The sequence below is a fragment of the Marivita geojedonensis genome, assembly GCF_002115805.1.
Lineage (GTDB): Bacteria > Pseudomonadota > Alphaproteobacteria > Rhodobacterales > Rhodobacteraceae > Marivita > Marivita geojedonensis.
This window is the reverse complement of sequence record NZ_JFKC01000001.1, coordinates 81,621-108,464: the sequence shown is the minus strand read 5'-3', so window position 1 is coordinate 108,464 and position 26,844 is coordinate 81,621. Positions and strand designations below refer to the sequence as shown.

The 26,844-nt window shown below is 60.1% G+C and carries 27 protein-coding genes, 1 tRNA gene and 1 pseudogene; 22 read left to right on the top strand and 7 right to left on the bottom strand.

Annotated elements, in window-relative coordinates; genetic code table 11:
• Window positions 1-74 precede the first annotated feature (74 nt).
• Window positions 75-614, top strand: coding sequence for a GNAT family N-acetyltransferase (locus tag MGEO_RS00520; RefSeq protein ID WP_085634741.1), 540 nt, complete (start codon window positions 75-77; stop codon window positions 612-614).
• Window positions 615-679: 65 nt separating this feature from the next.
• On the opposite strand, the gene MGEO_RS00515 is transcribed toward MGEO_RS00520, so the two are convergent.
• Complete coding sequence (locus MGEO_RS00515; RefSeq protein WP_085635221.1) at window positions 680-1,261, bottom strand: GcrA family cell cycle regulator; 582 nt, start codon at window positions 1,259-1,261, stop codon at window positions 680-682.
• A 117-nt stretch (window positions 1,262-1,378) separates the two neighbouring features.
• Between MGEO_RS00515 and MGEO_RS00510 the strand changes: the two genes are divergently transcribed.
• Window positions 1,379-2,188, top strand: coding sequence for an ABC transporter permease (locus MGEO_RS00510; protein ID WP_085634740.1), 810 nt, complete (start codon window positions 1,379-1,381; stop codon window positions 2,186-2,188).
• Here MGEO_RS00510 and MGEO_RS00505 read toward each other — a convergent pair.
• The 4 genes from MGEO_RS00505 to dapF all read right to left on the bottom strand — a co-directional run bounded on the left by MGEO_RS00505 (window position 2,136) and on the right by dapF (window position 6,005).
• Window positions 2,136-3,059 (bottom strand): DMT family transporter, encoded by a 924-nt coding sequence (locus MGEO_RS00505; protein ID WP_085634739.1) that lies wholly within the window; start codon window positions 3,057-3,059, stop codon window positions 2,136-2,138. The genes MGEO_RS00510 and MGEO_RS00505 overlap by 53 nt on opposite strands.
• 35 nt (window positions 3,060-3,094) lie before the next feature.
• Window positions 3,095-3,790 carry a CDP-alcohol phosphatidyltransferase family protein gene (locus tag MGEO_RS00500; RefSeq protein ID WP_085635220.1) on the bottom strand — a complete coding sequence of 232 codons (696 nt, stop codon included), beginning with the start codon at window positions 3,788-3,790 and terminating at the stop codon, window positions 3,095-3,097.
• A gap of 125 nt (window positions 3,791-3,915) precedes the next feature.
• The gene (mtaB, locus tag MGEO_RS00495) at window positions 3,916-5,169 is read right to left on the bottom strand and encodes a tRNA (N(6)-L-threonylcarbamoyladenosine(37)-C(2))-methylthiotransferase MtaB (protein ID WP_085634738.1); all 1,254 of its coding nucleotides are present in this window, start codon (window positions 5,167-5,169) and stop codon (window positions 3,916-3,918) included.
• Window positions 5,166-6,005, bottom strand: coding sequence for a diaminopimelate epimerase (gene dapF, locus MGEO_RS00490; protein ID WP_085634737.1), 840 nt, complete (start codon window positions 6,003-6,005; stop codon window positions 5,166-5,168). The genes mtaB and dapF overlap by 4 nt, the downstream gene beginning before the upstream one ends.
• A gap of 139 nt (window positions 6,006-6,144) precedes the next feature.
• On the opposite strand from dapF, the gene MGEO_RS00485 reads away from it, so the two are divergent.
• The 16 genes and pseudogenes from MGEO_RS00485 to MGEO_RS00415 all read left to right on the top strand — a co-directional run bounded on the left by MGEO_RS00485 (window position 6,145) and on the right by MGEO_RS00415 (window position 21,959).
• A tRNA-Lys gene (locus MGEO_RS00485) sits at window positions 6,145-6,220 on the top strand.
• Between the two features lie 257 nt (window positions 6,221-6,477).
• Window positions 6,478-7,482 (top strand): Gfo/Idh/MocA family protein, encoded by a 1,005-nt coding sequence (locus MGEO_RS00480; RefSeq protein WP_085634736.1) that lies wholly within the window; start codon window positions 6,478-6,480, stop codon window positions 7,480-7,482.
• Complete coding sequence (locus MGEO_RS00475; RefSeq protein ID WP_085634735.1) at window positions 7,479-9,050, top strand: acyl CoA:acetate/3-ketoacid CoA transferase; 1,572 nt, start codon at window positions 7,479-7,481, stop codon at window positions 9,048-9,050. Before MGEO_RS00480 ends, MGEO_RS00475 begins: the two co-directional genes overlap by 4 nt.
• Entirely contained in the window at window positions 9,047-9,814 is a 768-nt protein-coding gene (locus tag MGEO_RS00470) for an enoyl-CoA hydratase/isomerase family protein (RefSeq protein ID WP_085634734.1), read from the top strand. Before MGEO_RS00475 ends, MGEO_RS00470 begins: the two co-directional genes overlap by 4 nt.
• 5 nt (window positions 9,815-9,819) lie before the next feature.
• The gene (locus MGEO_RS00465) at window positions 9,820-11,346 is read left to right on the top strand and encodes an aldehyde dehydrogenase family protein (protein ID WP_085634733.1); all 1,527 of its coding nucleotides are present in this window, start codon (window positions 9,820-9,822) and stop codon (window positions 11,344-11,346) included.
• Window positions 11,347-11,396: 50 nt separating this feature from the next.
• A pseudogene (locus MGEO_RS00460) lies at window positions 11,397-12,635 on the top strand (ABC transporter substrate-binding protein).
• Window positions 12,636-12,705: 70 nt separating this feature from the next.
• Window positions 12,706-13,623 (top strand): carbohydrate ABC transporter permease, encoded by a 918-nt coding sequence (locus tag MGEO_RS00455; protein ID WP_085634732.1) that lies wholly within the window; start codon window positions 12,706-12,708, stop codon window positions 13,621-13,623.
• Window positions 13,624-13,634: 11 nt separating this feature from the next.
• A complete protein-coding gene (locus tag MGEO_RS00450; RefSeq protein WP_408607478.1) occupies window positions 13,635-14,504 on the top strand; it encodes a carbohydrate ABC transporter permease in 870 nt (289 codons plus the stop codon).
• Window positions 14,505-14,509: 5 nt separating this feature from the next.
• Window positions 14,510-15,622 carry an ABC transporter ATP-binding protein gene (locus tag MGEO_RS00445; RefSeq protein ID WP_085634730.1) on the top strand — a complete coding sequence of 371 codons (1,113 nt, stop codon included), beginning with the start codon at window positions 14,510-14,512 and terminating at the stop codon, window positions 15,620-15,622.
• Window positions 15,619-17,118 carry an FAD-dependent oxidoreductase gene (locus MGEO_RS00440; protein WP_085634729.1) on the top strand — a complete coding sequence of 500 codons (1,500 nt, stop codon included), beginning with the start codon at window positions 15,619-15,621 and terminating at the stop codon, window positions 17,116-17,118. The genes MGEO_RS00445 and MGEO_RS00440 overlap by 4 nt, the downstream gene beginning before the upstream one ends.
• On the top strand, window positions 17,115-17,873 hold the full coding sequence (locus tag MGEO_RS00435; protein ID WP_085634728.1) for a 3-ketoacyl-ACP reductase: 759 nt from the start codon (window positions 17,115-17,117) through the stop codon (window positions 17,871-17,873). The genes MGEO_RS00440 and MGEO_RS00435 overlap by 4 nt, the downstream gene beginning before the upstream one ends.
• 9 nt (window positions 17,874-17,882) lie before the next feature.
• Window positions 17,883-18,767 carry a GMC family oxidoreductase gene (locus MGEO_RS21655; protein ID WP_233139519.1) on the top strand — a complete coding sequence of 295 codons (885 nt, stop codon included), beginning with the start codon at window positions 17,883-17,885 and terminating at the stop codon, window positions 18,765-18,767.
• Entirely contained in the window at window positions 18,764-19,462 is a 699-nt protein-coding gene (locus tag MGEO_RS21650; RefSeq protein ID WP_233139518.1) for a GMC family oxidoreductase, read from the top strand. The genes MGEO_RS21655 and MGEO_RS21650 overlap by 4 nt, the downstream gene beginning before the upstream one ends.
• Window positions 19,459-19,767 carry a Dabb family protein gene (locus MGEO_RS00425; RefSeq protein WP_085634727.1) on the top strand — a complete coding sequence of 103 codons (309 nt, stop codon included), beginning with the start codon at window positions 19,459-19,461 and terminating at the stop codon, window positions 19,765-19,767. The genes MGEO_RS21650 and MGEO_RS00425 overlap by 4 nt, the downstream gene beginning before the upstream one ends.
• 9 nt (window positions 19,768-19,776) lie before the next feature.
• Window positions 19,777-20,943, top strand: a complete 1,167-nt coding sequence (locus MGEO_RS00420; RefSeq protein WP_085634726.1) for a dihydrodipicolinate synthase family protein — start codon at window positions 19,777-19,779, stop codon at window positions 20,941-20,943.
• A gap of 8 nt (window positions 20,944-20,951) precedes the next feature.
• Window positions 20,952-21,959, top strand: coding sequence for a LacI family DNA-binding transcriptional regulator (locus tag MGEO_RS00415; RefSeq protein ID WP_085634725.1), 1,008 nt, complete (start codon window positions 20,952-20,954; stop codon window positions 21,957-21,959).
• A 6-nt stretch (window positions 21,960-21,965) separates the two neighbouring features.
• On the opposite strand, the gene gloA2 is transcribed toward MGEO_RS00415, so the two are convergent.
• On the bottom strand, window positions 21,966-22,376 hold the full coding sequence (gene gloA2, locus MGEO_RS00410; RefSeq protein ID WP_085634724.1) for an SMU1112c/YaeR family gloxylase I-like metalloprotein: 411 nt from the start codon (window positions 22,374-22,376) through the stop codon (window positions 21,966-21,968).
• A gap of 322 nt (window positions 22,377-22,698) precedes the next feature.
• Between gloA2 and MGEO_RS00405 the strand changes: the two genes are divergently transcribed.
• The 4 genes from MGEO_RS00405 to MGEO_RS00390 all read left to right on the top strand — a co-directional run bounded on the left by MGEO_RS00405 (window position 22,699) and on the right by MGEO_RS00390 (window position 26,389).
• Window positions 22,699-23,601, top strand: coding sequence for a metal ABC transporter substrate-binding protein (locus MGEO_RS00405; RefSeq protein ID WP_085634723.1), 903 nt, complete (start codon window positions 22,699-22,701; stop codon window positions 23,599-23,601).
• 138 nt (window positions 23,602-23,739) lie between these two features.
• Window positions 23,740-24,636 carry a manganese/iron ABC transporter ATP-binding protein gene (locus MGEO_RS00400; protein WP_085634722.1) on the top strand — a complete coding sequence of 299 codons (897 nt, stop codon included), beginning with the start codon at window positions 23,740-23,742 and terminating at the stop codon, window positions 24,634-24,636.
• Window positions 24,636-25,535: a metal ABC transporter permease gene (locus tag MGEO_RS00395; protein WP_085634721.1), complete on the top strand. Its 900-nt coding sequence runs from the start codon at window positions 24,636-24,638 to the stop codon at window positions 25,533-25,535. The genes MGEO_RS00400 and MGEO_RS00395 overlap by 1 nt, the downstream gene beginning before the upstream one ends.
• Entirely contained in the window at window positions 25,535-26,389 is an 855-nt protein-coding gene (locus tag MGEO_RS00390) for a metal ABC transporter permease (protein ID WP_085635219.1), read from the top strand. The genes MGEO_RS00395 and MGEO_RS00390 overlap by 1 nt, the downstream gene beginning before the upstream one ends.
• Here MGEO_RS00390 and alaE read toward each other — a convergent pair.
• Window positions 26,370-26,813, bottom strand: a complete 444-nt coding sequence (alaE, locus tag MGEO_RS00385) for an L-alanine exporter AlaE (protein WP_085634720.1) — start codon at window positions 26,811-26,813, stop codon at window positions 26,370-26,372. The two genes, MGEO_RS00390 and alaE, sit on opposite strands and share 20 nt — an antisense overlap.
• Between the last annotated feature and the right edge of the window lie 31 nt (window positions 26,814-26,844).

The window sequence follows — 26,844 nt, the reverse complement described above, 5'->3', positions numbered from 1 at the left end:
GCTCTATGGCTCGGCGGATGCGGGAGTCATGCGTAACGATCCAGCATCGACTGGCAGGATGTAGGCGCGGCGAAATGCAGTTCGTGGAGAACCCGATAGGTCAGGCAGACCAAATCGTTCAATTGTTCAAAGACACCTTCACCGCCTCGGAAGGCGAAGAAGAAGGCGCGCTGATCGGTGACCTCGCTCACGATTTGCTGTCCAAGACACCGAGAGATGATATCCGCGTCTTTACATCCCAGGACGGCGACGTGCTCCGTGCCTGCGCGATCTTCACGCGATTGCGCTTCGAACGAGATAAGAGGAAGGCATTTCTACTGTCTCCAATGGCGGTGGCCTCCGACTGTCAAGGCAAAGGGATTGGGCAGCGGCTGTTGAGCCACGCGCTCAGAGCTTTGCAGGACGAAGGTGCGGACATTGCGATCACCTATGGTGATCCAGGCTTTTATGGTCGTGTCGGATTTGTGCCGGTCACCACCGAGACAGTGCCCGCGCCTTTGCCGCTATCGATGCCACAAGGCTGGATTGCTCAATCCCTGACCGATGCACCGCTTACGCCGCTGGCGGGCCCATCGGTCTGCGTACCTGCGCTGAACAGATCGGAAATCTGGTAGCGCGGAATGTCCAAAGAGGAAGGAGCGGTCAACCCGCCCCTCATGCATGGCAAAGCCCAAAGATCCTAACGACGGCGGTCGCGCCGCGCGCTCATCGGCTGGAACGCGACACCGACATGGGCTTCGCAGTAAGGCTTGCCCTGCTGAACAGGCAGGCCGCAGAACCAGAAATTCTCGGTCGCCGGGTCGCCCACCGGCCATTTGCACGTCCGCTCGGTCAACTCCATCAGCGACAGCTTCTTTGCCTTCTTCTCGACCGCGTTCACCTTGGCCAGAGCTTCCGGACTGATTTCATTGGCTGACGGCTGCGGAGGCAGCGGCTGACCTGCCGGAATGATCTGCTTGCGCGGCGACGGCGGAGGTGTGGCCGATTTGGTCTCCATCACCACTTCCGGTTTCGAGGGCTTGGCAGGTGCGGCGGCTTTCGCTGCGGGCTTCGGCTTGGCTGCTTCGGCCTTGGGCGCGGGCTTGGGTTCCGCCTTGGCTGTCCCCGCGGCGCCCGCCCGGTTCGAAAGCCCAAGTCGATGCACCTTGCCAATCACTGCGTTGCGCGTGACTCCGCCCAGTTCCTTTGCAATCTGGCTTGCCGACTGGCCTTCGCCCCACATCTTCTTGAGCAGCTCAACACGTTCATCGGTCCAGGACATCGCGCCCTCCATCAAAAAGAGCGGCCGTTTGCGTTGGCCGCCCGAAATCTCTAAGTCGCTCCTTATTCTAGTCATGCGCGTGCGAGTTACAACCCGCAGAGAAAGCAAGAGGTCCCTATGCAGCAAACTGAGCAGATGATCGCACATGAACGTCGGTTCGGGCGCGTGAACTGGCTGGGCCTATACACGCTGGGGCAGCGCGAAATCCTGCGATTTCTGAACGTCTGGACACAAACGCTGCTGGCACCGCTGGTGACGGCGGGCCTTTTCATGCTGATTTTCACCATCGCCATCGGCCCACGCCGGGGCGACGTGATGGGGGTTGATTTCACAACATTCATCGCACCGGGCATCCTGATGATGACGGTCATCCAGAACGCCTTTGCCAACACGTCGTCCTCGATCGTGGTGTCCAAGGTGCAGGGCAACATCGTCGATACCCTGATGCCTCCGCTCTCGGCGGGGGAATTGGTTCTCGGCTATCTTGCAGGTGGTGTCGCGCGCGGTTTGATGGTCGCTGTTGCAATCGCAATTGCGCTCTGGCTGTTCATGGGGCTGGTCCCGCAGCACCCGTTGACCGCCCTGTTCTTCGTCATTGTCGGTGCGGCCTTCCTGTCAGGTATAGGCATGGTCGCAGGCATCTACGCCGAAAAATTCGATCAGATGGCAGCGATCACCAATTTTGTCGTCACACCGCTCGCGTTCCTGTCGGGCACGTTCTACTCGGTCGAGGCGCTGCCACCGGTGATGTACGACATCACCCATGCCAATCCGATCTTCTATCTGATCGACGGGGTGCGCTGGGGTATGATCGGTGTTTCCGACAGCAGCCCTGCGCTGGGTGCGGTGGTTGCCGTCACCAGCACGGTCGCCATCAATCTCGTGGCGTGGCAATTCTTCCGACGGGGCTACCGGTTGAAGGCCTGATCCGGCCTTCCCGCCACACCAACAGGCCCGCGCCGCAGAGAATGACCACCGTCCCGATCACCGACACGGCATCTGGGCGTACGCCAAAAACGACGAAATCGTAGATCGCGGCAAAGACCAGCGTGGCATAGAAGAACGGGCCGACGAAGCTCGCATCGGCGCGGGCGATGGCATTGATGAAACAGGTCTGGGCCGAGGCCATCAACAGTCCGATCCCGGCCAAGGCCAACCATTGCTGCGGGGTCGGAGCGATCCAGACCCAAACCGCCGCGGCCGAGGCGATGCCCACGCCGATCACGTTGTTCACCAGCAGGATTTGCAATGGTCCTTCGCGGCCCGTCAGGCGCTTGATCACGATCACCTCGAACCCAAGTGACAGGGCTGCGCCGACGGCCAAAAGCGCAGCGGGATGAAACGCCTCTGGCGTTGGTCTCAGGAGGATCATCGCGCCGAGCAGTGCAATTGCCGCCGCCGACAGTCGAACCGGGCCCACGCGCTCTCCCAGCAGCGGAATCGCCAGCAGCATTCCGATCACCGGATTCAGGAAGCTGATCGCCGTTGCGTCCGACAGCGGGATGAACGCCGCCGCTGCGAACATGAGTGTTACGCCACCCCAACCGAACGCCACCCGCAATGTATGCACCGGCCACGCGATTTGCGTGACCTGCAACCGCATCACCAGTGCTGCGACAGCAAAGGCGAGAAAGGCAAAGGTGAACCGTCCTTGGCTGATCTGAAGCGGGTTCAGCGCCGGCCCCAGAGTATCGGTTCCCAACATCTTGGCCAGCAGGGTCGTGCCCCCGACAAAGGCAGAGGCCAACAGCGTCAGAAGCGCGGCAAGCAGTGGGTTTGGGGCTTTGGGCACGAACATGGCTCAGCCATGCGCCGCTTTCCTTCCGAAGGCAATCACTGCCCGCGTATCGGTACAATCTGCTGAACGATGCCGACGAGAACGAGATAGACCGATGTAGCGATCAATCCCCAATGCGCCCAGCTTTCAGGGTGGAAATCGACCCACGCCGCCCAACCGGCAAAGAATGTCCAGGCGAGGGCAATCGGCAGAGACAGGTTGCGCCAGCGCTCGGTCCGCACCGGGTGGATGAACTTGAGCGGCAGGAACATCGCAACCGCCAGCACGGCGACCAGTGTCAGCGAGACCCAGAAGTTCGGCTCGATGGCGAAGAGAACAAGGATCAGCATGTTCCAGCAGCCGGGAAAGCCGTGGAACGAATTGTCCGACGTTTTCATCCGGCTGTCGGCGAAATACATGGCCGACGCAAAGGTGATCACGATAATCGCGAACCAGCCGGTCCAGCCGGGCAGCAGCCCGGATTGAAACAGCGCGAAGGCCGGGATGAACACGTAGGTCAGATAGTCGATAATCAGATCCAGCAACACACCGTCAAACCGCGGCGCATTGTTTTTCACATCGTATTTTCGGGCCAACGGACCGTCGATTCCATCGACCGCAAAGGCGACAACCAGCCAGAGGAACATGATCGACCATTTTTCCTGCGCGGCCGCCAGAAGCGCCAGCATGGCAAAGACGGCCCCGGTGGCGGTCAGGAGATGGACGCACAAGGCGCGGGATTGATCACTCATGCCGAGGTTTTGGCCGAATTGTCCAAGCGGTGCAATTGCCAGTGCGCTTTTTTCCCGCTGTTGCGAGCCGTGTCGATGCGTCGACGCATCGACCGTTTGCGTTGACGCAAACGCGTCCGCCGGCATCAGGCCACCAGTTGGTGCCCGTCCTGTCCGATGATTGTCGCGCGCACGATCTGTCCGACCGGTTGCTCTGTCGCAAACCTGACCTCGGTGAACTGTTCGGTCCGTCCCATGTCCGGGGCTTCCATCAGTACGCTGTGCGTCTGGCCCTGCTGCGCCGTCAAATGGCGCGACACGGCAGCCTCACCCGCCGCACGTAACCGCGCGGCGCGGTCCTTGATCGCGCGCCCGTCCACCTGCGGCATCCGTGCGGCTGGCGTGCCTTCGCGCGGGGAATAGGGGAAGACATGCAGCCAAGTCAGATTGCATTCCTCGACCAGCTTCAGCGAATTCTCGAAATGCGCCTCGGTCTCGGTCGGGAACCCGGCGATGATGTCCGCACCAAAGGTCATGTCGGGGCGCAACCTGCGCGCCTCTTCGGCAAAGCGGATCGCATCGTCGCGCAGATGGCGGCGTTTCATCCGCTTGAGGATCAGGTCGTCGCCATGCTGAAGACTCAGGTGCAGGTGCGGCATCAGGCGTGGTTCGGAGGCAATCGCCTGCATCAGGTTCTCGTCCACCTCGATGCTGTCGATGGAGCTGATCCGCAGGCGCGGCAGATCGGGCACCAGCTTGAGGATGCGCATCACCAAGTCGCCCAGCTTTGGCTGCGCGGGCAGGTCTGCGCCCCAGGACGTCAGATCGACCCCGGTCAGCACGACTTCGTTGAAGCCCTTGTCCACCAGCCGCTTGATCTGATCCACGATCACCCCGGCCGGCACCGAGCGCGAATTGCCGCGGCCGAAGGGGATGATGCAGAAGGTGCAGCGATGGTCGCAGCCGTTCTGGACCTGCACATAGGCGCGGGACCGCGTGCCGAAGCCGTCGATCAGGTGCTGCGCGGTTTCCGTCACTGACATGATGTCATTGACCTGCACCGACTCGGTTTCGCCGATGAAATCTGCCGCCAGCCCTTTCCAGGTGTCCGGCGTCATCTTTTCGGTGTTGCCGATCACAGCATCGACCTCAGCCATCTTGGCAAAGGTCTCGGGTTCGGTCTGCGCGGCACAGCCGGTCACGATCAACTTCGCGTTCGGATTGTCCCGACGCAGCTTGCGAATCTCCTGCCGTGCCTTGCGCACCGCTTCGGCGGTCACGGCACAGGTGTTGACCACAACAGCGTTCTCAAGCCCCGCCTGCGCGGCGAGGTCTTTCATCGCTTCGGTTTCATAGGCGTTCAGTCGACAGCCGAGCGTGGTGAACTTGGGCGGGGTCATGACACGCGCTCCAGCCACTCTGCCGTAAATGTGCCGCTGAATACATGCGCGGTCGGTCCGGTCATCCAGACACCATCTTCGCGCCAGTCGATCTCGATCCGCCCACCATCAAGGTCGATGCTCACCCGCCGCCCGGTCAGGCCGCGCCGAGCCGCGGCAACGGCCGTCGCACAGGAGGATGACCCAGAGGCCAGCGTGACACCAACCCCGCGCTCCCACACCCGCATCCGTAGATGGTCGGGTCCAATAAGGCTGGCGAACTGCACATTGGTGCGCTGCGGATACAGTGGATGATCTTCGATTTCGGCACCGCGCGTTTCAAGGTCCACCGATTCGGCATCCTCGACAAAGAACGTGCAATGCGGATTGCCCATACCTGTCGCTGTCGGAGCTCCGTCGATGGGCAGCTCCAAAGTATCCATCTCGTGCGCCAGCGGTACCTCATCCCAACGCAACTGTGGCTGCCCCATGTTCACAGAGGTCAGCCCGTTTCCGGCGTCCCGCGCAAAAAGCTGCCCCCGCTCGGTGGTCAGGGTCACCCCGGTCAAGCCGCTTTCGTCCATCAGATGACGGGCGATGCAGCGCGTGGCATTGCCGCAGGCTCCTGCCGTCGATCCGTCTGAATTGTAGAACACCAGCCGCGCATCCGCGTCACCTGCACCGCGTTCAATCAAGGCAAGCTGATCGAATCCCACTCCGCGATGTCGGTCGCCAATAGCCTGCGCCAGCGCGGCGGTCATCACGACAGGCTGCACACGCGCATCCAGCACGACAAAGTCATTGCCGAGCCCGTGCATCTTCATGAAGGCGATATCGCGCGGTTTGTGGGTCATCATGCGCGCGCATATACGCCTGTCGCATACATCTTTCCAGTGCGGGGGCACACGGCCAACACGCCAAACTGTAAGTTACTATTGGATTGTGCCGTTTTGGGGGTTGACCGCACTCCGCCCTCTTTCTAGATAGCCCGCCAGTGGGCCGTTAGCTCAGTTGGTAGAGCAACTGACTTTTAATCAGTGGGTCGCAGGTTCGAATCCTGCACGGCTCACCACTGTAATCAGACATGCGACGTTTTCTGCAGGCGCGGTTTTCAGTTCTCGTTCGCCTGATCCATACATCTGGATCCAGCAATTCAAAAAGCTGATCTCTCCGCATTCCTGCTGAAGACCATTTGCCATCCGCATTTTCCGAGGAGCATGCGGCCGCTTCCAAGCTTCGCTCCGCGATTCTTCGAAAACTTCTGTTGTCAAATATGGAACGTTCCAGTAATTAACTTTTGGAACGTTCCATATTATGGAGAATCGGGCGATGCAGTGGATCTTTGTCGGTGCCAGCACTATTGCCTCGCAGCACATGATCTCAGCGGTGCGCGCTCAGGCCGGTAGCGACGTGACCTGGATCGTCAGCGGATCGGGGGACCGGACGGCGAAATGGGCTGACGAGCACGGTATAGCCAATAGCACCGCCGATCTTGCGGAGGCTCTTTCCGATAAGGGTCCGGCGTGTGTGTACATTTCGTCGACAAATGAAAAGCACCATGATCAGGCCATGGCGGCGATTGCAACTGGCAAGCATGTGCTGTGTGAAAAGCCGCTCGGTATGACCCTGGCAGAAGCCCATGAGATGGTGGGCGCGGCGAAGGCGAAAGGTCTGGTCTTCGGCACCAATCACCATCTGCGCTGTTCCGGTACGCATCGCGCAGTTCGCGACATCATCCAATCGGGACAGATTGGGAAAGTTCTTTCGCTGCGGATTCACCACGCCGTGCACCTGCCGGAGAACCTTCAGGGCTGGCGGATCAATGATGCCACGGCAGGTGGCGGAGTGATTCCCGACATCACCGTGCATGACGCAGATGTGGCGCGTTTTCTACTTGGTGAAGACCCGGTGGATGTTGTTGCTCAGATGGCGCAGTCCGGCATGGGGCGCGGCGTTGAGGATAGCTGTATGTCGGTCTGGTCAATGCCCTCAGGGGCCATGGTCATGTCCCACGAAAGTTTCACTCATCCATTCGCCGGCACGGGTTTCGAAGTGCACGGTACCATGGGTTCAATCTTTGCGTCCGGGGTCATGACCCAGATGCCGGTGGGTTCCGTGACCCTGGTAACGGCAGAGGGAAGGCGCGAAATCCCCTGTTCGGACCACTCTCTATATGTCCAGGGCGTTGCTGACTTTACGGCAGCGGTGAAGGGTCAAGGCGCCCCGGCCGCGTCGGGGTCCGATGGGATCAAGTCTCTGGCCGTGGCATTGGCAGTTCGCGAGGCCGCGCAGACGGGCCGAAAGGTGGCCATCGAATACGGAGCGCCGGAATGAGCAAAGTCGTTTCGGTTCAGGACGCGGTCTGCCGGATTCCGGATGGCGCAGTCGTTTCGGTGTCGTCCTCGTCATCCCTCGGCTGCCCCGACGCAGTTCTCAAGGCGATTGGTGCGCGTTTTGACGCCGAGGGCCATCCCAGAGCCATTACCGCGCTGCATCCCATTGCGGCCGGAGACGTCTACGGCGTGAAGGGCATGGACCACATTGCAAAGGATGGTCTTCTGTCCCGCGTTCTGGCGGGGTCCTATCCGTCCGGGCCGTCGAGTGTCGCGATGCCCGAGATCTGGAAGATGATCGTCGAAGATCGGGTTGCCGCGTATAACGTCCCCTCCGGGATCATGTTCGACATGCACCGAGAAGCCGCCGCGCATCGTCCCGGTGTATTGACCAAGGTAGGTCTTGAAACCTTCGTCGATCCCAAGCGGCAAGGCTGCGCGATGAACGACAAAGGCGCAGCATCCCCGATTGTCAGCCGTGTGGAATTTGGCGGAGATACCTGGCTCCATTTCCCCAACATAACGCCAAACGTCGCCATCATCCGCGCCACCACGTCAGATGAACGCGGCAATCTCACCTATGAACATGAAGGCGCTTATCTTGGTGGCCTCGAACAGGCCATCTGCGTGCGCAACAATGGCGGTCTGGTAATCGCTCAGGTCAAACGTATCACGGCGAATGGCAGCCTGCGTCCGCATGAGGTCCGGGTGCCCGGTCACCTTGTAGATTGCGTTGTCGTCGATCCGAACCAGAAGCAAACAACCGAAACTCAGTACGATCCGGCGATTTCGGGTGAGATCATGCGTCCGTGGGACAGTTTCTCTCACGCGGAGCATGGCGTGGAAAAGGTCATCGCCCGGCGCGCTGCGCAGGAACTCAAGCGGGGAATGACCGCCAATCTGGGTTTCGGGATCTCGGCCATGGTGCCGCGGATTCTGCTCGAGGAAGGTCATCCGGATGCCGTCACCTGGGCGATTGAACAAGGGGCCGTCGGGGGCGTGCCTCTGACGGGTTTCGCATTCGGCTGCGCATCCAATGCGGACGCCTTCGTACCCTCGCCACAGCAATTCATCTATTTCCAGGGCGCAGGCTTTGACGTGTCCTTCCTGTCGTTCCTCGAAGTTGATGTCGAGGGCAACGTGAATGTCTCGAAGCTGGGCAAGAAACCCTATCTGACTGCGGGATGCGGTGGCTTTGTCGACATTACGGCCCATGCCAGAAAAATCGTCTTTTCGGGTTGGTTCGAGGCTGGAGCCCAGATCGAGTTGACCGAAAACGGAATCCACATCGCCGCCCCCGGCAAATTCACCAAGATGGTCGATGAGGTGGAGCACGTGACATTCTCCGGTCGCCGTGCGCGTGAGCAGGGGCAGAACGTGCTCTACGTGACCGAGCGCTGCGTCATCGAACTGACCGGAAACGGTCTTGTTGCAACCGAGATCATGCCGGGTATCGACCCTGAAGCGCATATCGTCGCTGCGTCCGGTGGACATGTTCGAGTGGCGGAAAATGCGCGTGTGATGCCGAAATCGCTTCTGGCGGAAGCGCCGATGGGGCTCGAACTATGAGCAATGTCACGCTGACATATGACGGTTCTCTGGCTGTGATGCGGCTCGAAAACGAGTCCAGGCTCAATGCCCTGACCATGGGAATGCTGCGCCAGATTGCCGAGTATTGCGATGCGGTCGAGGCAAATCCCGATCTGCGCGCACTTGTGGTAACCGGCGCCGGGTCCAAGGCATTTTGCTGCGGGGCGGATATCTCGGAGTGGGGGCCTATGACCCCGTCCGCATTTGCACGGGATTGGGTGCGGAGCGGCCACCGCGTCTTCGACCGGCTGGCACGGCTCGGCAAACCGACAATCGGCGCACTCAATGGTCATGCTTTCGGCGGAGGGCTCGAGCTTGCAGCGTGCTGCGACATACGGGTCATGACCCCGCACGCAACACTCGCGCTTCCCGAAGCCAGGGTCGGCATCGTCCCCGGATGGTCCGGGACGCAACGCGTCGCACGTCTGATGCCCGAACCTGTACTCAAAGAGCTTGCTCTCTTTGGCCGCCGCCTCACTGCGGACCGGGCACTTGGTTTTGGATTCGTGGCCGAGGTCGCAGAGGATACGCTTTCCGTGGCAAGGGAGATTGCAGCGTCGCTTAAAGATGTCTCGCCTCGGGCGAATGAACTGGCCAAGAGCATGATCCATGCGGCGCGCGGCGAGGATGCCGCAGCAGGCATCGAAGCGCTCGCCAGTGCCGCGGCTGCCTCATCCGATGATCGGAACGAAGGCGTCGATGCTTTTCTGAACAAACGCACTGCAGATTTTACCGGGTTCTGATCCACATGAATGACCTCAGCATAAACACGTCCATCGCATACGAGTTGCCCCAGCCATTTACCGGGCGGCATCTGATCGACGGAGCCTGGGTCACTGGCAGAGAGACGTTCGATCGGGTGTCTCCGTCCCATGGAACTGTGGTCAGCACCTCATCCAAGGGTGGCCCGGAAGAGACAGACGCCGCCATCAAGGCGGCACGCCGGGCTTTCGACGCTGGCATCTGGAGCCGCATTTCCGGACGCGAACGCGCGGCGGTCCTTCTACGGGTGGCTGATCTGATCGAGGCCAATGTCGATCGCATCGCACTTCAGGAAACGCTCGAAAGCGGCAAACCGATTTCGCAGTCCAAAGGCGAGGTCGCCGGCGCCGCGGACCTGTGGCGCTACGCGGCTGCGCTGGCACGCACGTCGCAGGGCGACAGCCACAACACTCTTGGAAGTGACATGCTCGGTGTTGTCGTGAAGGACCCCATCGGAGTGGTCTCTGTCATCACACCCTGGAATTTCCCGTTTTGGATCCTCAGCCAGAAACTTCCGTTTGCCTTGGCTGCGGGGTGCACTGTCGTTGTGAAGCCTTCGGAAATGACGCCTTCATCGACCGTCATGATGGGCGAGTTGTTGATGCAGGCAGGACTGCCCGCTGGCGTGTGCAATATCGTCCTTGGATATGGTGACCCCGTGGGCAGTCTGAAGTCGACGCACCCGGACGTCGACATGGTGACGTTCACGGGTTCCACAGCGGTGGGCAAACTCATCACCAAGGCAGCTTCCGACACGCTGAAGAAGGTCGCGCTCGAGTTGGGCGGAAAGAACCCTCAGGTCATATTCCCGGATGCGGATCTGGAGAACGCGGCAGATGCAGTGACCTTCGGCGTCTATTTCAACGTGGGTCAGTGCTGTAACTCGTCCAGCAGGATCATCGTCCACGAGGATATCGCCGAGGATTTTGTAGCCCGCGTCGTTGCGCTTTCCAAAAAGGTGAAGTTCGGAGATCCTCTGGATCCGACCACGCAGGTCGGGGCCATCGTCACGCCAGAGCACAACGCCCGGATCGACGGCTATGTGCAGGAGGCCGTTGCCGCAGGAGCCCGTCTGGAGCTGGGCGGTGCGTATCTCGATGTCGAAGGTTTGGGAGATCAGTTCTACCAACCGACGGTCATCAGTTCCGTGTCCGCCGACATGGCGGTGGCACGGGAAGAGGTATTCGGCCCCGTCCTTTCGGTGCTCACATTCAGAACACTGGATGACGCCATCGCGCTGACCAACGACAGCGAATACGGACTCTCGGCCGGGGTCTGGAGCGAAAGCGTCCATACATGTCTCGAATTTGCACGGCGTGCGCAGGCAGGGACGGTTTGGACCAACACCTGGATGGATGGTTATCCCGAACTGGCTTTCGGCGGGATGAAACAATCGGGCACCGGACGAGAAATCGGAAAATACGGCTTTGAGGAATTCCTTGAGGTGAAATCCGTGGTGATGCGCGTAGGACGCGACAGCCGCGCACCTTGGGTCACTCCGCGCGCAGAATAGGCGCGGGCAACCAACTGAATGCAACTGGGAGGACTGAGATGCGTTCGATAATGAAGACCAAGACGGCAATGGCGCTGGCGCTGATGATCAGCGGCGGTGCAGCACAGGCAGAGGATGTGGAGGTTCTGCACTGGTGGACCTCGGGCGGCGAAGCGGCGGCCCTCAACGTGCTCAAGGAGGATCTTGAGGCGCAGGGCGTGGGCTGGATGGACATGCCGGTCGCTGGCGGCGGCGGTGAGCAGGCAATGACCGTTCTCCGCGCCCGCGTTGCGTCCGGTGATGCCCCGACCGCCGTTCAGGCGCTGGGCTTCGACGTTCTTGACTGGGGCAAGCAAGGCGCTCTTGCCGACCTCAACGAGGTGGCCGCGCGCGAGGGTTGGGATGCAGTGGTTCCTGAAGCGCTGCAGTTCTTCGCCAAGTGGGACAGCAAGTGGATCTCCGCGCCGGTAAACGTGCACTCGACCAACTGGGTCTGGGCAAACAAGGCCGTGCTCGATGCAAATGGCGTTGCTGTCCCGCAGACCTGGGATGAGTTCGTCGCTGCGCTCGACACCTTGAAGGCAGCCGGAGTCATTCCGATTGCCTGAGGTGGTCAGGCCTGGCAGGAGGCCACCGTTTTCGACGCAATCGCGATGTCGACCGGAGGCCCGGAGTTCTACAAGGCAGCTTTCATTGATCTGGACGAAGAGGCGCTTGGTTCCGATACGATGAAGGAAGCTTTCGATCGTATGAACACGCTGCGCAACTACGTGGATGAAAACTTCGCGGGCCGGGACTGGAACCTCGCCACGGCGATGGTCATCAACGGCGAAGCGGCATTCCAGATGATGGGCGACTGGGCAAAGGGCGAATTCCTGAATGCCGGCAAAACCCCGGACGAAGACTTCCTGTGCTTCCGTTTCCCGGGAACGCAGGATCAGGTCACGTTCAACGCTGACCAATTCATGATGTTCGATCAGGGCGGCTCGGTGTCCGAGGAGCAGGCGGCGCTTGCATCTGCGATCCTGTCTCCGTCTTTCCAGTCTGCGTTCAACGTGGTGAAAGGTTCTGTTCCGGCGCGCACCGATGTGTCGGACGAAGCGTTTGACGCATGTGGTAAAAAGGGCATTGCAGATCTCGCAGCGGCCAACGCGTCGGGCAACCTGTTCGGTTCGATGGCCCATGGTCACGCGAACCCGGCCGGGGTCAAGAACGCGATCCTCGATGTCATCACGGCGCATTTCAACGGCGAGTATGACAGCGAAACAGCTGTCGCAGAATTGGTCGACGCCGTCTCGATCGCCAAGTGATCCTCCCGTGGGGCGGCCTTCGGGCCGCCTCACACACTCTGAAATGGCATCCTGAAGAGGGGGATCGCGCATGTCGGCTCGGACTGAGGCGGATTTCCAAACGCGCCTGCAAAACTGGCTTCCCAAACTTGTTCTGTCGCCGTCTCTCGCGATGGTCCTGATCTTTGTCTACGGTTTCATCCTTTTCACGGTTTACGTCTCGTTCACGGACAGTCGGATCCTTCCATTCGTCAACAATGACGGACAAAGGACGCTGGAACTCATCGGCTTCTCCAACTACGAGAAGCTCTTCAGCCTGTCCCACTGGGAAATTTCTCTTTGGAACATGGCCACCTTCGCCGGCCTCTATATCGGCATTTGCACCTGCCTTGGCCTCGGACTCGCAATCTTTCTGGATCAGAAGATCCGCGCAGAAGGCGCGCTGCGCACCATCTACCTCTATCCGATGGCACTGAGCTTCATCGTCACCGGCACAGCATGGAAGTGGTTCCTTGACCCGGGTATCGGGCTCGAGAATGTCATGCAAAGCTGGGGCTGGACGAGCTTCGAATTCGATTGGATCAAAAACCGCGACTACGCGATCTATACGGTGGTTCTTGCAGCAGTCTGGCAAACCTCGGGTTTTGTCATGGCGATGTTCCTTGCCGGGCTGCGCGGCATCGACAACGAGATCCTCAAAGCCGCGCAGATGGACGGGGCATCGAACTGGAACCTCTATCGCCGCATCATCATTCCACAGCTGCGGCCTGCGTTCCTGTCGGCCTTCGTGATCCTCAGCCATCTTGCGATCAAGACGTTTGACCTCGTGATCGCTCTGACCGGCGGCGGTCCGGGCCGCGCAACCGAACTGCCCGCGACCTTCATGTATTCCTACACATTCAGTCGCAATCAAATGGGCATCGGTGCGTCCTCGGCTGTCATCATGCTGATGACCATCGCAGCCATTATGATTCCCTACCTCTACGCCGAATTGAGGGAGAAGAAGTGATGTCCGTCGCCATGCAAGACACCGCAATCCGCACAGGGCGCGCGGTTCGGGTTCTGATCTATCTCTTCCTGTTGCTTTTTGCGCTGTTCTACCTGCTGCCGCTTTACGTCATGCTCGTGAACTCGGTGAAGCCGCTGTCCGAGATCACCGGTGGAGGCATGATGGCGCTTCCCGAGGTCTGGACGATCGAGCCATGGCTCAAGGCTTGGTCCACCGCGCAGATCGGGGTGGAGCCGACAGGGCTGAAACCCTATTTCTGGAACTCCATCTCGATGGTCGTTCCCGCTGTTGCGATTTCGACGATCCTTGGTGCGTTGAATGGTTATGTGCTGACCAAATGGCGCTTCAGGTATGATACGATCCTCTTCGGCCTGATGCTGTTCGCCTGCTTCATCCCGTTCCAGATCGTGCTCATCCCGATGGCGGCCGTCCTCGGTTTCCTCGGGCTGGCGGGAACGGCTTCTGGTCTCGTGCTGGTCCACGTCGTTTACGGGATCGGTTTTTCGACGCTCTATTTCCGCAACTACTACGCGGTGTTTCCGACTGAACTTGTGCGTGCCGCCCAGATTGATGGTGCGAGTTTCTTCAAGATCTTCTGGCGGATTCTTCTGCCAAGCTCCGGACCAATCGCTGTCGTCTGCATCATCTGGCAGTTCACCAACATCTGGAATGACTTCCTGTTCGGGGCGTCCTTCGCCAGTGGGGATGGCGCTCCAATGACGGTGGCGCTGAACAACCTCGTGCAATCGTCCACGGGCGTGAAGGAATACAACGTCCATTTCGCAGGCGCGATCCTCGCCGCTCTTCCCACACTTCTCGTTTACATCGTCGCCGGCCGCTACTTCGTGCGCGGTCTGATGGCTGGATCAGTCAAAGGATAAACGCCATGGGCTTTCTCGACATCGACAACACCACCAAATCCTATGGCGCGGTCGAAGTGCTGCACAAGGTGGACATCTCTGTGGAAGAGGGTAAGTTTCTCGTCCTGGTTGGGCCTTCTGGGTGCGGCAAGTCCACGCTGCTCAACATGATCGCCGGGCTTGAAGACATCACCTCAGGTGAGATCCGCATCAAGGATGTGGTGATGAACGGCGTGCACCCGTCAAAGCGCAACATCGCAATGGTGTTCCAGAGCTATGCGCTTTACCCGAACATGACCGTTGGCCAAAACATCACCTTTGGCCTTGAAATGCATGGGACACCGAAGGCCGAGCGCGAGAAGGCCATGCATGATGTGGCCAAGCTCCTGCAGATTGAACAACTGCTTGACCGTAAGCCCGGCGCTCTCTCCGGTGGGCAGCGCCAGCGCGTGGCGATGGGGCGCGCTCTGGTCCGCAACCCGGATGTCTTTCTCTTCGACGAGCCGCTTTCGAACCTCGACGCAAAGTTGCGCGTCGACATGCGCACCGAGATCAAGAAACTGCATCAGAACCTCGGCACCACGATAGTCTATGTGACGCATGACCAGATCGAAGCCATGACCCTGTCGACACGCATTGCGGTGATGAACGGCGGCTACGTTCAGCAACTCGGAACCCCTCAGGAGATATACGACACCCCCGCGAATATCTTCGTGGCGACCTTTATGGGGTCGCCTGCGATGAACGTGGTCCCCGCAACCGTGCGGCTGGCAAACGGTCGCCCCGTCGCGGAGGTCGCGCTGCATGATGGCAGTCTTGCCGAGTTGCCTTTCAGTCAGGACAATCTCGCTGCCTGGGAGGGTCGGGACATTCTGCTCGGTATTCGCCCCGAGACGATCACCGACGAGGATGCAGCGGACCGCAAGTCATCCAACATTGCACATCTGACCAATCGGATCGTTGTGACCGAACCTGCAGGGTCCGACACCTTCGTATCGATGACCCTCGGGGGCAAGGACGTCATTGCCAGGATGCGTTCGGATGCCGAAGTGCGTCCCGGCGCGGATTTCACCTTTGCGGTCAACATGGAAAAGGCAGTGGCGTTCGACCCCGCCAGCAAGAACCGTATCGTTCCATGACGTCTGCTGACATTGTCATCATTGGCTCGGGCATGGGCGGCGCGACAATCGCTGCGGCGCTTGCGCCGACTGGCCGAAGGATCGTGATCCTTGAGCGCGGCGACAGGCTGGCACCGTCCCGGTATGATCGCGATGCGCAGGCGATTTTTGGCAATGGCGTGTTTCGTCCCGAAGAGACCTGGCTCGATGGGGCAAACAAGCCCTTCAATCCGGGAAACTACTACAATGTCGGCGGAAATTCGAAGTTTTACGGCGCGGTCCTGATCCGGTACCGCGCGGAAGACTTTGGAGTGCTCCAACACCTGGGCGGCTCCACGCCTGGGTGGCCCATCTCCTATGCAGAGCTTGAACCGGATTACCAAGCGGCAGAAGAGTTCTTCGCAGTACGTGGAACGCTTGGAGAAGATCCAACCGAACCGCCTCATTCCGGACAGTATCCGCACACGGCTGTCCCGGACGAACCCGACATAGCCGATCTACGCGCGCGGTTGGCCCGTGTCGGCCTCTCACCCGCAAGCCTGCCATTGGGTGTCGATCTCGACCGCTGGTTGGCCGGCGGACAAACGACCTGGGACGCGTTCCCCGACACCTGCGGCGGAAAGATGGACGCAGAGAGCCGGAGCCTGAAAACCGCATTGGTCCATGACAACGTCAGCCTGATGACCAAGTGCCGCGTCACGCGATTAATTGCCGATGCCGACGGACGAGTGTCTCGCGTGGTCTATGAACAAGACGGTGAGGAAAAGAGCCTGGCGCCGCGTCTTGTCGTTCTTTCCGCCGGGGCTGTGCAAAGCGCTGCTCTGCTCCTTGCCTCTGCAGGCGATGCCGCTCCGAACGGTCTTGCCAACCGCTCCGATCAGGTCGGGCGGAATTTCATGAACCACAATTGCTCGGCCGTGCTCGCGCTGCACCCTTTCAGGAAAAACCGCTCGGTCTACCAAAAGACGATCATGGTCAACGATTACTACCTCAGCGCCAATGAGAACGCAGCACCTCTCGGCAACATACAGATGCTGGGCAAGATTACCGGGCCGATCTTGGCCGCGAGTTCGGGTTTGCCGAATTGGCTGGCAAACATCATCGCCGCGCGCAGCTACGATTTTTACGCAATGTCAGAAGATCTGCCGGATCCCGAAAGCCGCGTCACGCTCAAGGATGGTCAGATCAGGCTCGATTGGAAACGGTCGAACTGGGCGGCGCATGAAGGGCTGGTCAGGCTGCTCAAGTCCAAGCTGCGCGAGGCGGGTTTCCCGATTGTAGTCGCCAAGCCGTTTGACCGCAGAACCCCGTCGCACCAATGCGGCACAGCTCGGATGGGCAAAGATCCGCAATCCAGTGTCGTCGATACGTTCTGTCGTTCTCACGATCACCAAAACCTTTTCATCGTGGATGCGTCTGTCCTGCCCACATCGGCGGCTGTGAACCCTGCGCTCACGATTGCGGCACTTGCCCTCCGCGCCGGGCGGCACATCCGAGAGACGGAGTTTGCGGCATGAGCGGCGTCGCATTGATCACCGGTGGGCAGCAGGGCATCGGCTTTGCCATTGCCGAAACCCTGGCTGGTGCAGGGTTCAGGATTGTCATCGCCTCACTGCCGAAACTTGATGATCAGACGGTGCGCAGCGCTCTGGAGCGTCTCGGTGATGCCGCGCTCTATGTGCAGCACGATGTGTCCGACATTTCCGCGGTCCCGGGACTCCTCGATCAGGTCGAGGCCACGCTTGGGCCCGTTACCACGCTGATCAACAATGCAGGCATCGGCGCACCTGTCCGGGGTGACATGCTCGATATGGAGCCAGCGGGTTTCGATATGGTCATGAACGTCAATCTCCGTGGCGCGTTCTTTCTGTCTCAGGAGGTGGCCCGGCGCATGCTGGAGAAACCGTCTGACACCTATCGCGCGATGGTCTTCGTGACGTCGGTGAGCGCAGAGATGGCTTCTGTCGAACGTGCTGAATACTGCATGTCCAAGGCCGGTGCAGCAATGATGAGCAAACTCTTCGCGGTCCGGTTGGCCCCGCATGACATCGGCGTATTCGAACTGCGTCCGGGCATAATCGCGACCGAGATGACCGCGGGTGTGAAGGACAAATATACCGCCCGTATCGAAGCCGGTCTTGTGCCGGCATCCCGTTGGGGCATGCCGCAGGACATTGCGAACGTGGTGCTGCCCCTTGTCCAAGGCCAGATGCGCTTTGCCACCGGGGCAACGATCCCGGTGGATGGCGGACTTTCCATTCCGAGACTGTGAGACAACGACATGGGTAGGGGATACGATTTCATTGTGATCGGCGGGGGGTCCGCTGGCTCGGTCGTGGCAGCGCGTCTGAGCGAGATGCCGGACGCGCAGGTGTTGCTTCTTGAGGCAGGCGGCAGCGACCGCCATCCGTTTTTCCACCTGCCTGCGGGCTTTGCCAAAATGACCAAGGGCATCGGATCCTGGGGTTGGACAACTGTTCCGCAACGCTCGATGCAGGGCAAGGATTTTCCCTATACCCAAGCCAAGGTGATTGGCGGGGGGTCTGCGATCAACGCGCAGATATACACCCGGGGCGCCGCACAGGACTATGACGATTGGCGCCAGATGGGGTGCGACGGGTGGAGCTACGACGAGGTCCTTCCGTATTTCAGGAAATCCGAGGACAACGACACCTATGACGGCACCTATCACGCAAAGGGTGGTCCTTTGGGCGTGTCGATGCCAGCGGCGCCTCTGCCAATCTGTGATGCCTTCATCAAGGCGGCAGGGCAGCTTGGCATCCCCACGACCACTGACGTAAACGGCGCAAGGCAAGACGGTGCCGGATATTACCAGCTCACACAGCGAAATGCGCGGCGGTCCTCGGCGGCGATGGCATTTCTGGCACCGGCCCGTTCCCGCCCCAACCTGACCGTCCAAATGAAGGCGCACGTGCGTAGGATCATCGTTGAAAACGGGCGTGCGACCGGTGTTGAAATGGTCGACGGCACAAGGATCACCGCAGACCGCGAAGTGATCCTGTCCTCCGGCGCTATAGGCTCGCCGCGTCTCCTGCAGCTTTCGGGGATCGGACCGGCTGACGATCTCAGCGCTCTGGGGATCGACGTTGGCAAGTGGGCGCAAATCTGCAGGACCACCTCGATCTCTATGCGATCTGCGAAGTGACCGGTCCTCACACCTATGACCGCTTTGCCAAACTGCACAATTCCGCATGGGCCGCGCTGCAATACCTGTTCACCCGCAAGGGACCGGTGGCCTCCAGCCTGTTTGAAACCGGTGGTTTCTGGTACGCTGACGAGACCGCACGCTCGCCGGACATTCAGATGCATCTCGGCCTTGGGACCGGTATCGAGGCTGGCGTGGTGACCATGCCAAACGGCGGCGTGACCCTGAACGCCTGCCACCTGCGTCCTCGATCCCGCGGCACGGTCCGGCTCAAAAGCGCCAATCCTGCGGACGCGCCACTCATCGATCCGAACTACCTCTCTGATCCATATGATCGCGAAATGTCGATCCGTGGTTTGAAGTTGGTTCAGGACATCCTGGCACAGGACGCGTTGAAACCCTTCATCCTTGCAGAGCGCCTGCCGGGGCCGGATGTTCGGTCTGATCAAGATTACTTCAACTTCATCTGCGTTCACTCCAAGACGTCGCACCACTGTGCAGGTACCTGTCGCATGGGAAGTGATGCCGAGGCGGTGCTCGACCTGCGGCTGCGCTTCAATGGCATCGACGGTCTGCGCATCGCGGACGCTTCGATTATGCCCAATGTCGTTTCGTCCAATACGAACGCCCCCTCGATCATGATCGGTGAAAAAGCCGCCGATATGATCAAGCAAGATCAAGGGTATCTGAAATGATCCGCCATATCGTCCTGACCAAATTCAAACCCGAGACCCCCGAGGAAAAGGTTTCAGAGATCTATCGTGGACTCGCCGACCTTACCGTGACCCTTCCCGGAGCGCGCGACTTCAAGGGTGGCCGCTCGCGGAGCCCCGAACAAATCGAGCGCGGTTACATGCATGGCTTCGTCATCGATTTTGACGATTGGGCCGCTCTGCAGGCGTATTCCGAGAACGAAGAGCACAAGGCTCTCGGTGCGCAACTGGTCGCCAATGCCGTCGGTGGGATCGACGGAATACTCGTTCTGGACATCGAAGTGTGAGGCCCTGACATGCTGAACCTACCCACCTCCGATGGCCAACTTGTCGGCTACTCCCTGCAAGGCGACCCGCTTGAAGCCCGTCCGCCCACAGTGCCTCTGACCCGCACCGCCTTTGCCGCCGCTCATGTCGTGAGCGATCCTCTGCGCGAACGGAACCCCTGGGACACCCGGCCCGCAGTCGACTGGGACGCGACACTCGCGTTCCGCACATGGCTGTGGGATCAAGGCCTTGGCCTTGCAGAGGCCATGGATACCGCGCAACGCGGGATGGGTGTCGATTGGCTTACAGCCAAAGAACTGATCGAACGGACCATGTCGGCTGCCAAAGCCCATCCTCTGGCGCCTAGGGTTGCCTGTGGTGCAGGAACCGACCACAGGGGCCTTGACGAACTCACCTCCTCAAATGCGATCCTCGCCGCATACCAAGAGCAGGCCGAAGCCATCGAAGCAGTGGGCGGCCAACTGATCCTGATGGCGTCACGCGCCTTCACGGCGATCAACGCCCCGGCTGAGACTTACCACACAGTGTATCGCACACTGATCGACGGGGCGGAAAAGCCTGTCATCCTGCACTGGCTCGGCGATATGTTCGACCCCACGCTGGCAGGCTACTGGGGAACCAAAGATGTGGCGCAGGCCAGCGATTTTGTTCTCGGTCTGATTGCCGAGAACCCGGCCAAGGTCGATGGCATAAAGATTTCACTGCTCGATCAGGGGCATGAAGAATCCTTCCGCGCGCGATTGCCCGGAGGGGTGCGGCTCTATACCGGCGACGATTTCAATTATGCCCCACTCATCGAGGGCGACGGTACGCGCTACAGTCACGCGCTGCTCGGCATCTTTGCCGCCATCGCTCCTGCCGCCTCTCAGGCTCTTGAGGCACTGGCGGAAGGCGACAGCGCGCGATACCACGCCTTGTTCGCCCCAACCGTCCCGCTCAGCCGCGAAATCTTCAAAGCGCCAACACGTTTCTACAAGGCGGGAATTGCCTTTCTCGCGTGGTTGAACGGGGCTCAAAGCCATTTCATCATGCCGGGTGGCTTCCAGTCGAGCCGGGAAATCACCCATTATGCGGCGGTTTTCCGACTGGCGGATGACGCCCGACTGTTGTTGAATCCGGAATTGGCGGAACATCGCATGCGAACCCTGCTTTCGCTACACGGGATAGAAACGTAAAAGGTAACATGGCCCGACGCCCTACCATACTTGATGTTGCAAAAGCGGCGGGCGTTTCGAAATCGACCGTTTCGCTCGTCGTTCGGGGCAGCGAAACCGTGAAGGACAGCACCCGCGAGATCGTGCGGGAGGCGATGCGCGATCTCGGCTATGTCTACAACCGCTCCGCCGCCACTCTGCGCTCTGCATCGTCCGGGTTGATCGGGCTTGTCATCAACGATCTGCGCAACCCCTTTTTCACCGAGTTTGCAGCTTCGCTTCAAATGTATCTGGCCGAACAGGGTTACGCGACCGTCATTGCCAATACGGACGAAGATCCCGAACTGCAGAACCGAACGATTGCGTCGCTCTGCGAACATGGTCTTTCGGGACTGATCCTGTCCCCGGCTTATGGTCAGGAAGATGCGATTGCCGCGGAGTTGCACAAAGCTGCCGTGCCGACGATCCAGGTGTTTCGACGGCTCGAGGTCCTGGGCTCCCGCGTTCCCTTCATAGCCCCCGATTACGAGACCGGCAGCGCGCTTGCCACGCGGCACCTTATGGACCAGGGATGCAAACGCATCGCGTTCCTGGGCGGCTTGCCGGAACGACCGGTTACGCGCGAACGCATGAGCGCCTACCTATCGGCCCTGAAAGACGAAAACATCGAACCGCTTGTGCTGACCGGAGAGACATCGCGCAGTTTCGGGCGGTCTATGGCACCCAAGCTGCGGCAGACATACAGCGATGTCGATGGCGTGCTGTGTTTCAACGACCTGGTCGCATTGGGCCTTTTGGCCGGCTGCTCGGAACACGGGCCCCGCGTCGGAAAAGACCTCCGGGTTATTGGCATTGATGATATCGAGGATTGCCAGGACAGCCATCCGCCCTTGTCGTCGGTCAGTTGCGATATCCCAAACCTCGCCCATACCGCAGCCCATCACCTGCTCGAATGGATTCAGGAGGGCCGCCGTCCGGATGCGGTTCTTCGGACGCCCGTATCACTCGTCTGCCGAACATCGAGCACCGGGCGCTGAGTTGCGTCAGTCCTGCGAACCGGCCCTTGGCACTTCGTAGAGTTCAAGCGGAAGATCGTCGGGGTCGCGAAAAAACGTGAACCGCCGACCGGTGAATTCGTCCACCCGGATCGCCTCGACCGCGATACCTTGCGCCTCAAGATCGTCCTTCCATGCCGCGACATCATCCACCGCAAAGGCCAGGTGCCGCAGACCCTGTGCCTCCGGTCCGGTGGCACGTCTGGGCGCATCCGGAAATGAAAACAACTCGATCTGGGACCCATCGGGCAGGGCCAGATCGAGTTTCCACGATTTCCGCTCGGCGCGATAGTTTTCCGCGAGAACCGCCAAACCCAGGACACCCGTGTAGAACGCCTTGGACCGGGCGTAGTCTTCGCAGATGATTGCGACGTGATGGATGGCATTGAGTTGCGGCATGATCGTCAATCCCGACGGCTGTGCGGATGACCCCGACAATTGGACCAGATGTGCGCCAATGCCAGCCGAATCTTGCGCACGGGGTTCGCAAAGTCGAATTCATTCAATTGGCGTTGAGCACATCGGGCGGGGTCAGAACATGTTGGTAACGGAGGCTGGAAGATTCTTGCAGAGCGGCGGCCAACGTTCATTTCTTCTGGGGAACCATCTGCACAAATTATTCTTTCCCGTCCCTTGCAGCACTGCACTGTGCACCTACCTAATTGCGAGTGATTTGCATTTTCAATCAGATGCAGACATACTCAACACGGAGGACCAAAACATGAGAGCGAGTTTCAAGGCGCTGCTGACGGCCGGGCTTCTTGTGGCAGGGACGAGCGTGGCGACAGCGGCCGAAAAGCTGAAGGTTGTGACCACCTTCACCGTGTTGGCCGATATGGCGGCGAACGTTGCGGGTGACGCGGCCGAGGTGGTGTCAATCACCAAGCCGGGGGCCGAAATCCACGGCTATGAACCAACCCCGCAGGACATCGTACGCGCCTATGATGCCGACCTGATCCTGTGGAATGGTCTGAACCTCGAGCTTTGGTTCGAACAATTCGTCGCCAATCTCAAAGATGTTCCCTCGGTGACGCTAAGCGAAGGCATCGACCCGATTTCGATCTCGTCAGGCAGCTACGAAGGCAAGCCAAACCCACATGCCTGGATGGGTCTCGATAACGCGCTGATCTACATCGACAATATCACCAAAGCCCTCTCTGTCGCAGACCCGGACAACGCCACGCTCTATACCGAGAACGCCAAGCGTTACAAAGACGAACTGCGTGCTACGATCGAACCCCTCCGGGCGTCAGTCGCGGCGATACCCGAAGACCAGCGCTGGTTGGTGACCTGTGAAGGCGCCTTCAGCTATCTGGCCCGCGACATGGGGCTGAAAGAGCTGTATCTCTGGCCGATGAACGCTGATCAGGTGGGCACTCCCCAGCAGGTCCGCGCGGTGATCGACGGGGTGCGTGAGAACAACATTCCCGTGGTTTTCTGCGAAAGCACCGTGAACACCGCCCCGGCGGAACAGGTCGCGCGCGAAACGGGTGTCACCTATGGCGGCGTGCTCTATGTCGATTCTCTGAGCGAGGCCGGTGGCCCGGTGCCGACCTATCTTGATCTGCTGACGGTCACGACGCGCACCGTTGCCGAAGGTCTGACGACCGCCGTCACCAATTAGACGGCGCCGAAATGAACACCAGGGCCCGCGGCTGAAAGGCTGCGGGCGCACCCATGTCAGGCCATGGGCCTGCAACACCGTCAGGCCAGAGGCCTGCAACACCGTCAGGCCAGAGGCCTGCAACACCAAGGACACGCCATGCTCGATGAGCAGAGCCAGACCACCAAAACCCCTGTTAACCGCGCCAAGGATGGGCTGTCGGCTCGGGATGTGACCGTCACCTATCGCAACGGCCACACCGCGCTATGGAACGCCAGTTTCGAAATCCCGCGCGGCACTGTGACCGCTCTGGTCGGCATCAACGGCGCCGGCAAGTCCACGCTCTTCAAGGCGATCATGGGGTTCGTACCTGCTGCCAAGGGCGAGATCCGCATCCTCGGTATGACAGTGAAAGAGGCGCTGGCGCAGAACCTCGTCGCCTATGTGCCACAATCCGAAGAGGTCGACTGGGCCTTTCCTGTGCTGGTCGAAGATGTCGTGATGATGGGCCGCTACGGCAAGATGGGCTTTTTGCGCCGCCCCAAAGCCGCCGACCACCAGGCGGTCGATGAGGCGCTGGCCCGCGTGAACATGACCGAGTTCCGCCACCGGCAGATCGGCGAGTTGTCCGGCGGCCAACGCAAACGCGTCTTCCTGGCCCGCGCTTTGGCGCAGGACGGGCAGGTGATCCTGCTGGATGAGCCATTTACCGGCGTGGATGTGAAAACCGAGGACCAGATCATCGCGCTCCTGCGCGAACTGCGCGACGAAGGGCGGGTGATGCTGGTATCGACCCACAACCTCGGCTCAGTGCCCGAGTTCTGCGACCGCACCGTGTTGGTGAAAGGCACCGTGCTCAGCTACGGGCCGACCGAGACCACCTTCACGCGCGAGAACCTCGAACGTGCATTCGGCGGTGTGCTGCGCCACTTCACGCTAGGCGGCGATGCGCTGCATGACGACGAAGACGCCCGCGCGATCACCATCTTCACCGATGACGAACGTCCGCTGGTGCAGTACGGCGACAAGACCCAGATCACCGAGAGCAATTCGTGATGGACGTTCTGCTCGAACCCTTTGGCTACAATTACATGGTCAACGCCATGTGGGTCTCGGCGCTGGTCGGCGCGGTGTGTGCGTTCCTCTCGGCCTATCTCATGCTCAAGGGCTGGTCGCTGATCGGCGATGCGCTTGCGCATTCGGTCGTGCCTGGCGTGGCGGGGGCTTACATCCTTGGCCTGCCATTCGCGCTGGGCGCGTTCATTGCGGGTGGTTTGGCCGCCGGGTCAATGCTGTTCCTGTCGGAACGCTCGGGCCTCAAGCCTGACGTCATCATCGGTCTGATCTTCACGTCGTTTTTCGGGCTGGGCCTCTTCATGGTGTCGGTCAACCCGATCTCGGTCTCGGTTCAGACCATCACCATGGGCAATATCCTCGCCATCACACCCGAGGACACGCTGCAACTGGCCCTCATCGGCTTCGTGTCGCTGGCGGTGCTGCTTCTCAGGTGGAAGGACCTGATGGTCACCTTCTTCGATGAAAACCACGCCCGTACCATCGGCCTGCGCCCGCCGCTGCTCAAGGCGGTTTTCTTCGTGCTGCTCTCGGCCTCCGTCGTGGCTGCCATGCAGACCGTGGGCGCCTTCCTCGTGATCGCGATGGTCGTGACACCGGGGGCGACTGCCTACCTGCTCTGTGACCGCTTCCCGCGCCTGATTGTGACCTCGGTGCTGATCGGGTCGGTGACGAGTTTTACCGGCGCCTATATCAGCTACTTCCTCGACGGCGCGACGGGTGGCATCATCGTCTGCCTGCAAACGTTGATCTTCCTCGTGGCCTTTGTCTTTGCTCCACAGCACGGCCTTCTTGCCGCGCGGCGCAAAGCCGATGCGGCGCTGCGCGATGGGCCTAAAGACAGTCTGGTACAGGCCGATGCTGCAGAAGGCGGTGCATGATGGACGTAGAAACGCTGCTTTTGCCCTTCCGTTTTGCATTTATGCAAAACGCCTTCCTGATCTCGATGATGGTGGCGGTGCCCACCGCGCTGCTCTCGTGTTTTCTGGTGCTCAAAGGCTGGGCGCTCATGGGCGACGCGGTGAGCCATGCCGTCCTGCCGGGCATCGTTCTGGCCTATATCTTCGGCATCCCGCTGATCGTCGGAGCCTTTGCCGCCGGGATGACCTGCGCGATCGCAACGGGCTATCTGTCGACCAACAGCCGGGTCAAAGAGGACACGGTGATGGGCGTCGTCTTCTCGGGCATGTTCGGCCTTGGTATAGTCCTTTATGTTTCGGTCGAAACCAGCGCGCACCTGGATCACATCCTCTTCGGCAACATGCTGGGCGTCGAGCCGCACGAGCTCTGGACCGCAGGCATCATCTCGGCACTGGTCGCGGGGGTTCTGGTGCTCAAGTGGAAGGACTGGCTGCTGCACAGCTTTGATCCGGCACAGGCGCAGGCATCGGGTCTCTGGGTCAACGCGCTCCATTACGGGATGCTGACAGCTCTGTCGCTCACCATCGTGGCAACGCTGTCTGCGGCGGGCCTCATCCTCGCCATCGGCCTTCTGATCGCACCGGGGGCGATTGCTTTCCTGCTGGTACGGCAGTTCAAGGCGATGCTCTGGGTTGCTGTCGGTGTTAACATGGCGGCAATGCTGCTCGGCACCTACCTCAGCTTCTTTCTCGACAGCGCACCCGCGCCGACGATCATCCTGATCCTGTCGTCGCTGTTCATCCTGGCCTTCATCCGCCGCCAGATTTTGACCCGCCGCGCCTCCCAGCTGCGCGTCAGCGAGGTGCCGGAGTGACGCGGACTGACGGCGGGGCCTCAACCTCGGTACCCGCCTGACGGCGCACCCATTCGAGCAACAGGCCAAAAGGACGGCTAAGCAGGACCATAAATAGGATTGCAGCGCCCACGGCGGCGTGGATTTCCGAAGCACGTGCTCCAGCGACAATGAGCGTTGCAACATAGACAGGCACTTGGAATGTCAGAAAAGCGATGATGTCCACGAGAACCGTGGTGAGTTTTTGCTTTGGGTTTGTTCTAAGAAAAACCCAATCGCGCCAAACGCCGTAGGGACGTCCGGTCAGCACCATCACGGGTATCGTCAGCAGACGCGCAACCACCACCTGATGCAGCTCCATCCCGGCAATGAAAAGCTCTGTCATCCCTGCGACAAGGGTGAAAAAGGTGACGGTAACCACGGTATCGACAACAAAAGCCTTCATCCGGTTCCCGTATCGCAATGCAGACGGGGCT

Coding starts and splice junctions, on each gene's coding strand:
- MGEO_RS00435 (WP_085634728.1), top strand. CDS start 17,115: ATGAGCGGCGTCGCATTGATCACCGGTGGGCAGCAGGGCATCGGCTTT.
- MGEO_RS00470 (WP_085634734.1), top strand. CDS start 9,047: ATGAGCAATGTCACGCTGACATATGACGGTTCTCTGGCTGTGATGCGG.
- MGEO_RS00465 (WP_085634733.1), top strand. CDS start 9,820: ATGAATGACCTCAGCATAAACACGTCCATCGCATACGAGTTGCCCCAG.
- MGEO_RS00390 (WP_085635219.1), top strand. CDS start 25,535: ATGGACGTAGAAACGCTGCTTTTGCCCTTCCGTTTTGCATTTATGCAA.
- MGEO_RS00425 (WP_085634727.1), top strand. CDS start 19,459: ATGATCCGCCATATCGTCCTGACCAAATTCAAACCCGAGACCCCCGAG.
- gloA2 (WP_085634724.1), bottom strand. CDS start 22,376: ATGCCGCAACTCAATGCCATCCATCACGTCGCAATCATCTGCGAAGAC.
- MGEO_RS00500 (WP_085635220.1), bottom strand. CDS start 3,790: ATGAGTGATCAATCCCGCGCCTTGTGCGTCCATCTCCTGACCGCCACC.
- MGEO_RS00405 (WP_085634723.1), top strand. CDS start 22,699: ATGAGAGCGAGTTTCAAGGCGCTGCTGACGGCCGGGCTTCTTGTGGCA.
- MGEO_RS00420 (WP_085634726.1), top strand. CDS start 19,777: ATGCTGAACCTACCCACCTCCGATGGCCAACTTGTCGGCTACTCCCTG.
- dapF (WP_085634737.1), bottom strand. CDS start 6,005: ATGATGACCCACAAACCGCGCGATATCGCCTTCATGAAGATGCACGGG.
- alaE (WP_085634720.1), bottom strand. CDS start 26,813: ATGAAGGCTTTTGTTGTCGATACCGTGGTTACCGTCACCTTTTTCACC.
- MGEO_RS00455 (WP_085634732.1), top strand. CDS start 12,706: ATGTCGGCTCGGACTGAGGCGGATTTCCAAACGCGCCTGCAAAACTGG.
- MGEO_RS00440 (WP_085634729.1), top strand. CDS start 15,619: ATGACGTCTGCTGACATTGTCATCATTGGCTCGGGCATGGGCGGCGCG.
- MGEO_RS00475 (WP_085634735.1), top strand. CDS start 7,479: ATGAGCAAAGTCGTTTCGGTTCAGGACGCGGTCTGCCGGATTCCGGAT.
- MGEO_RS00510 (WP_085634740.1), top strand. CDS start 1,379: ATGCAGCAAACTGAGCAGATGATCGCACATGAACGTCGGTTCGGGCGC.
- MGEO_RS00445 (WP_085634730.1), top strand. CDS start 14,510: ATGGGCTTTCTCGACATCGACAACACCACCAAATCCTATGGCGCGGTC.
- MGEO_RS00415 (WP_085634725.1), top strand. CDS start 20,952: ATGGCCCGACGCCCTACCATACTTGATGTTGCAAAAGCGGCGGGCGTT.
- MGEO_RS00520 (WP_085634741.1), top strand. CDS start 75: ATGCAGTTCGTGGAGAACCCGATAGGTCAGGCAGACCAAATCGTTCAA.
- MGEO_RS00395 (WP_085634721.1), top strand. CDS start 24,636: ATGGACGTTCTGCTCGAACCCTTTGGCTACAATTACATGGTCAACGCC.
- mtaB (WP_085634738.1), bottom strand. CDS start 5,169: ATGACCCCGCCCAAGTTCACCACGCTCGGCTGTCGACTGAACGCCTAT.
- MGEO_RS00480 (WP_085634736.1), top strand. CDS start 6,478: ATGCAGTGGATCTTTGTCGGTGCCAGCACTATTGCCTCGCAGCACATG.
- MGEO_RS00515 (WP_085635221.1), bottom strand. CDS start 1,261: ATGTCCTGGACCGATGAACGTGTTGAGCTGCTCAAGAAGATGTGGGGC.
- MGEO_RS00505 (WP_085634739.1), bottom strand. CDS start 3,059: ATGTTCGTGCCCAAAGCCCCAAACCCACTGCTTGCCGCGCTTCTGACG.
- MGEO_RS00400 (WP_085634722.1), top strand. CDS start 23,740: ATGCTCGATGAGCAGAGCCAGACCACCAAAACCCCTGTTAACCGCGCC.
- MGEO_RS21655 (WP_233139519.1), top strand. CDS start 17,883: ATGGGTAGGGGATACGATTTCATTGTGATCGGCGGGGGGTCCGCTGGC.
- MGEO_RS00450 (WP_408607478.1), top strand. CDS start 13,635: ATGCAAGACACCGCAATCCGCACAGGGCGCGCGGTTCGGGTTCTGATC.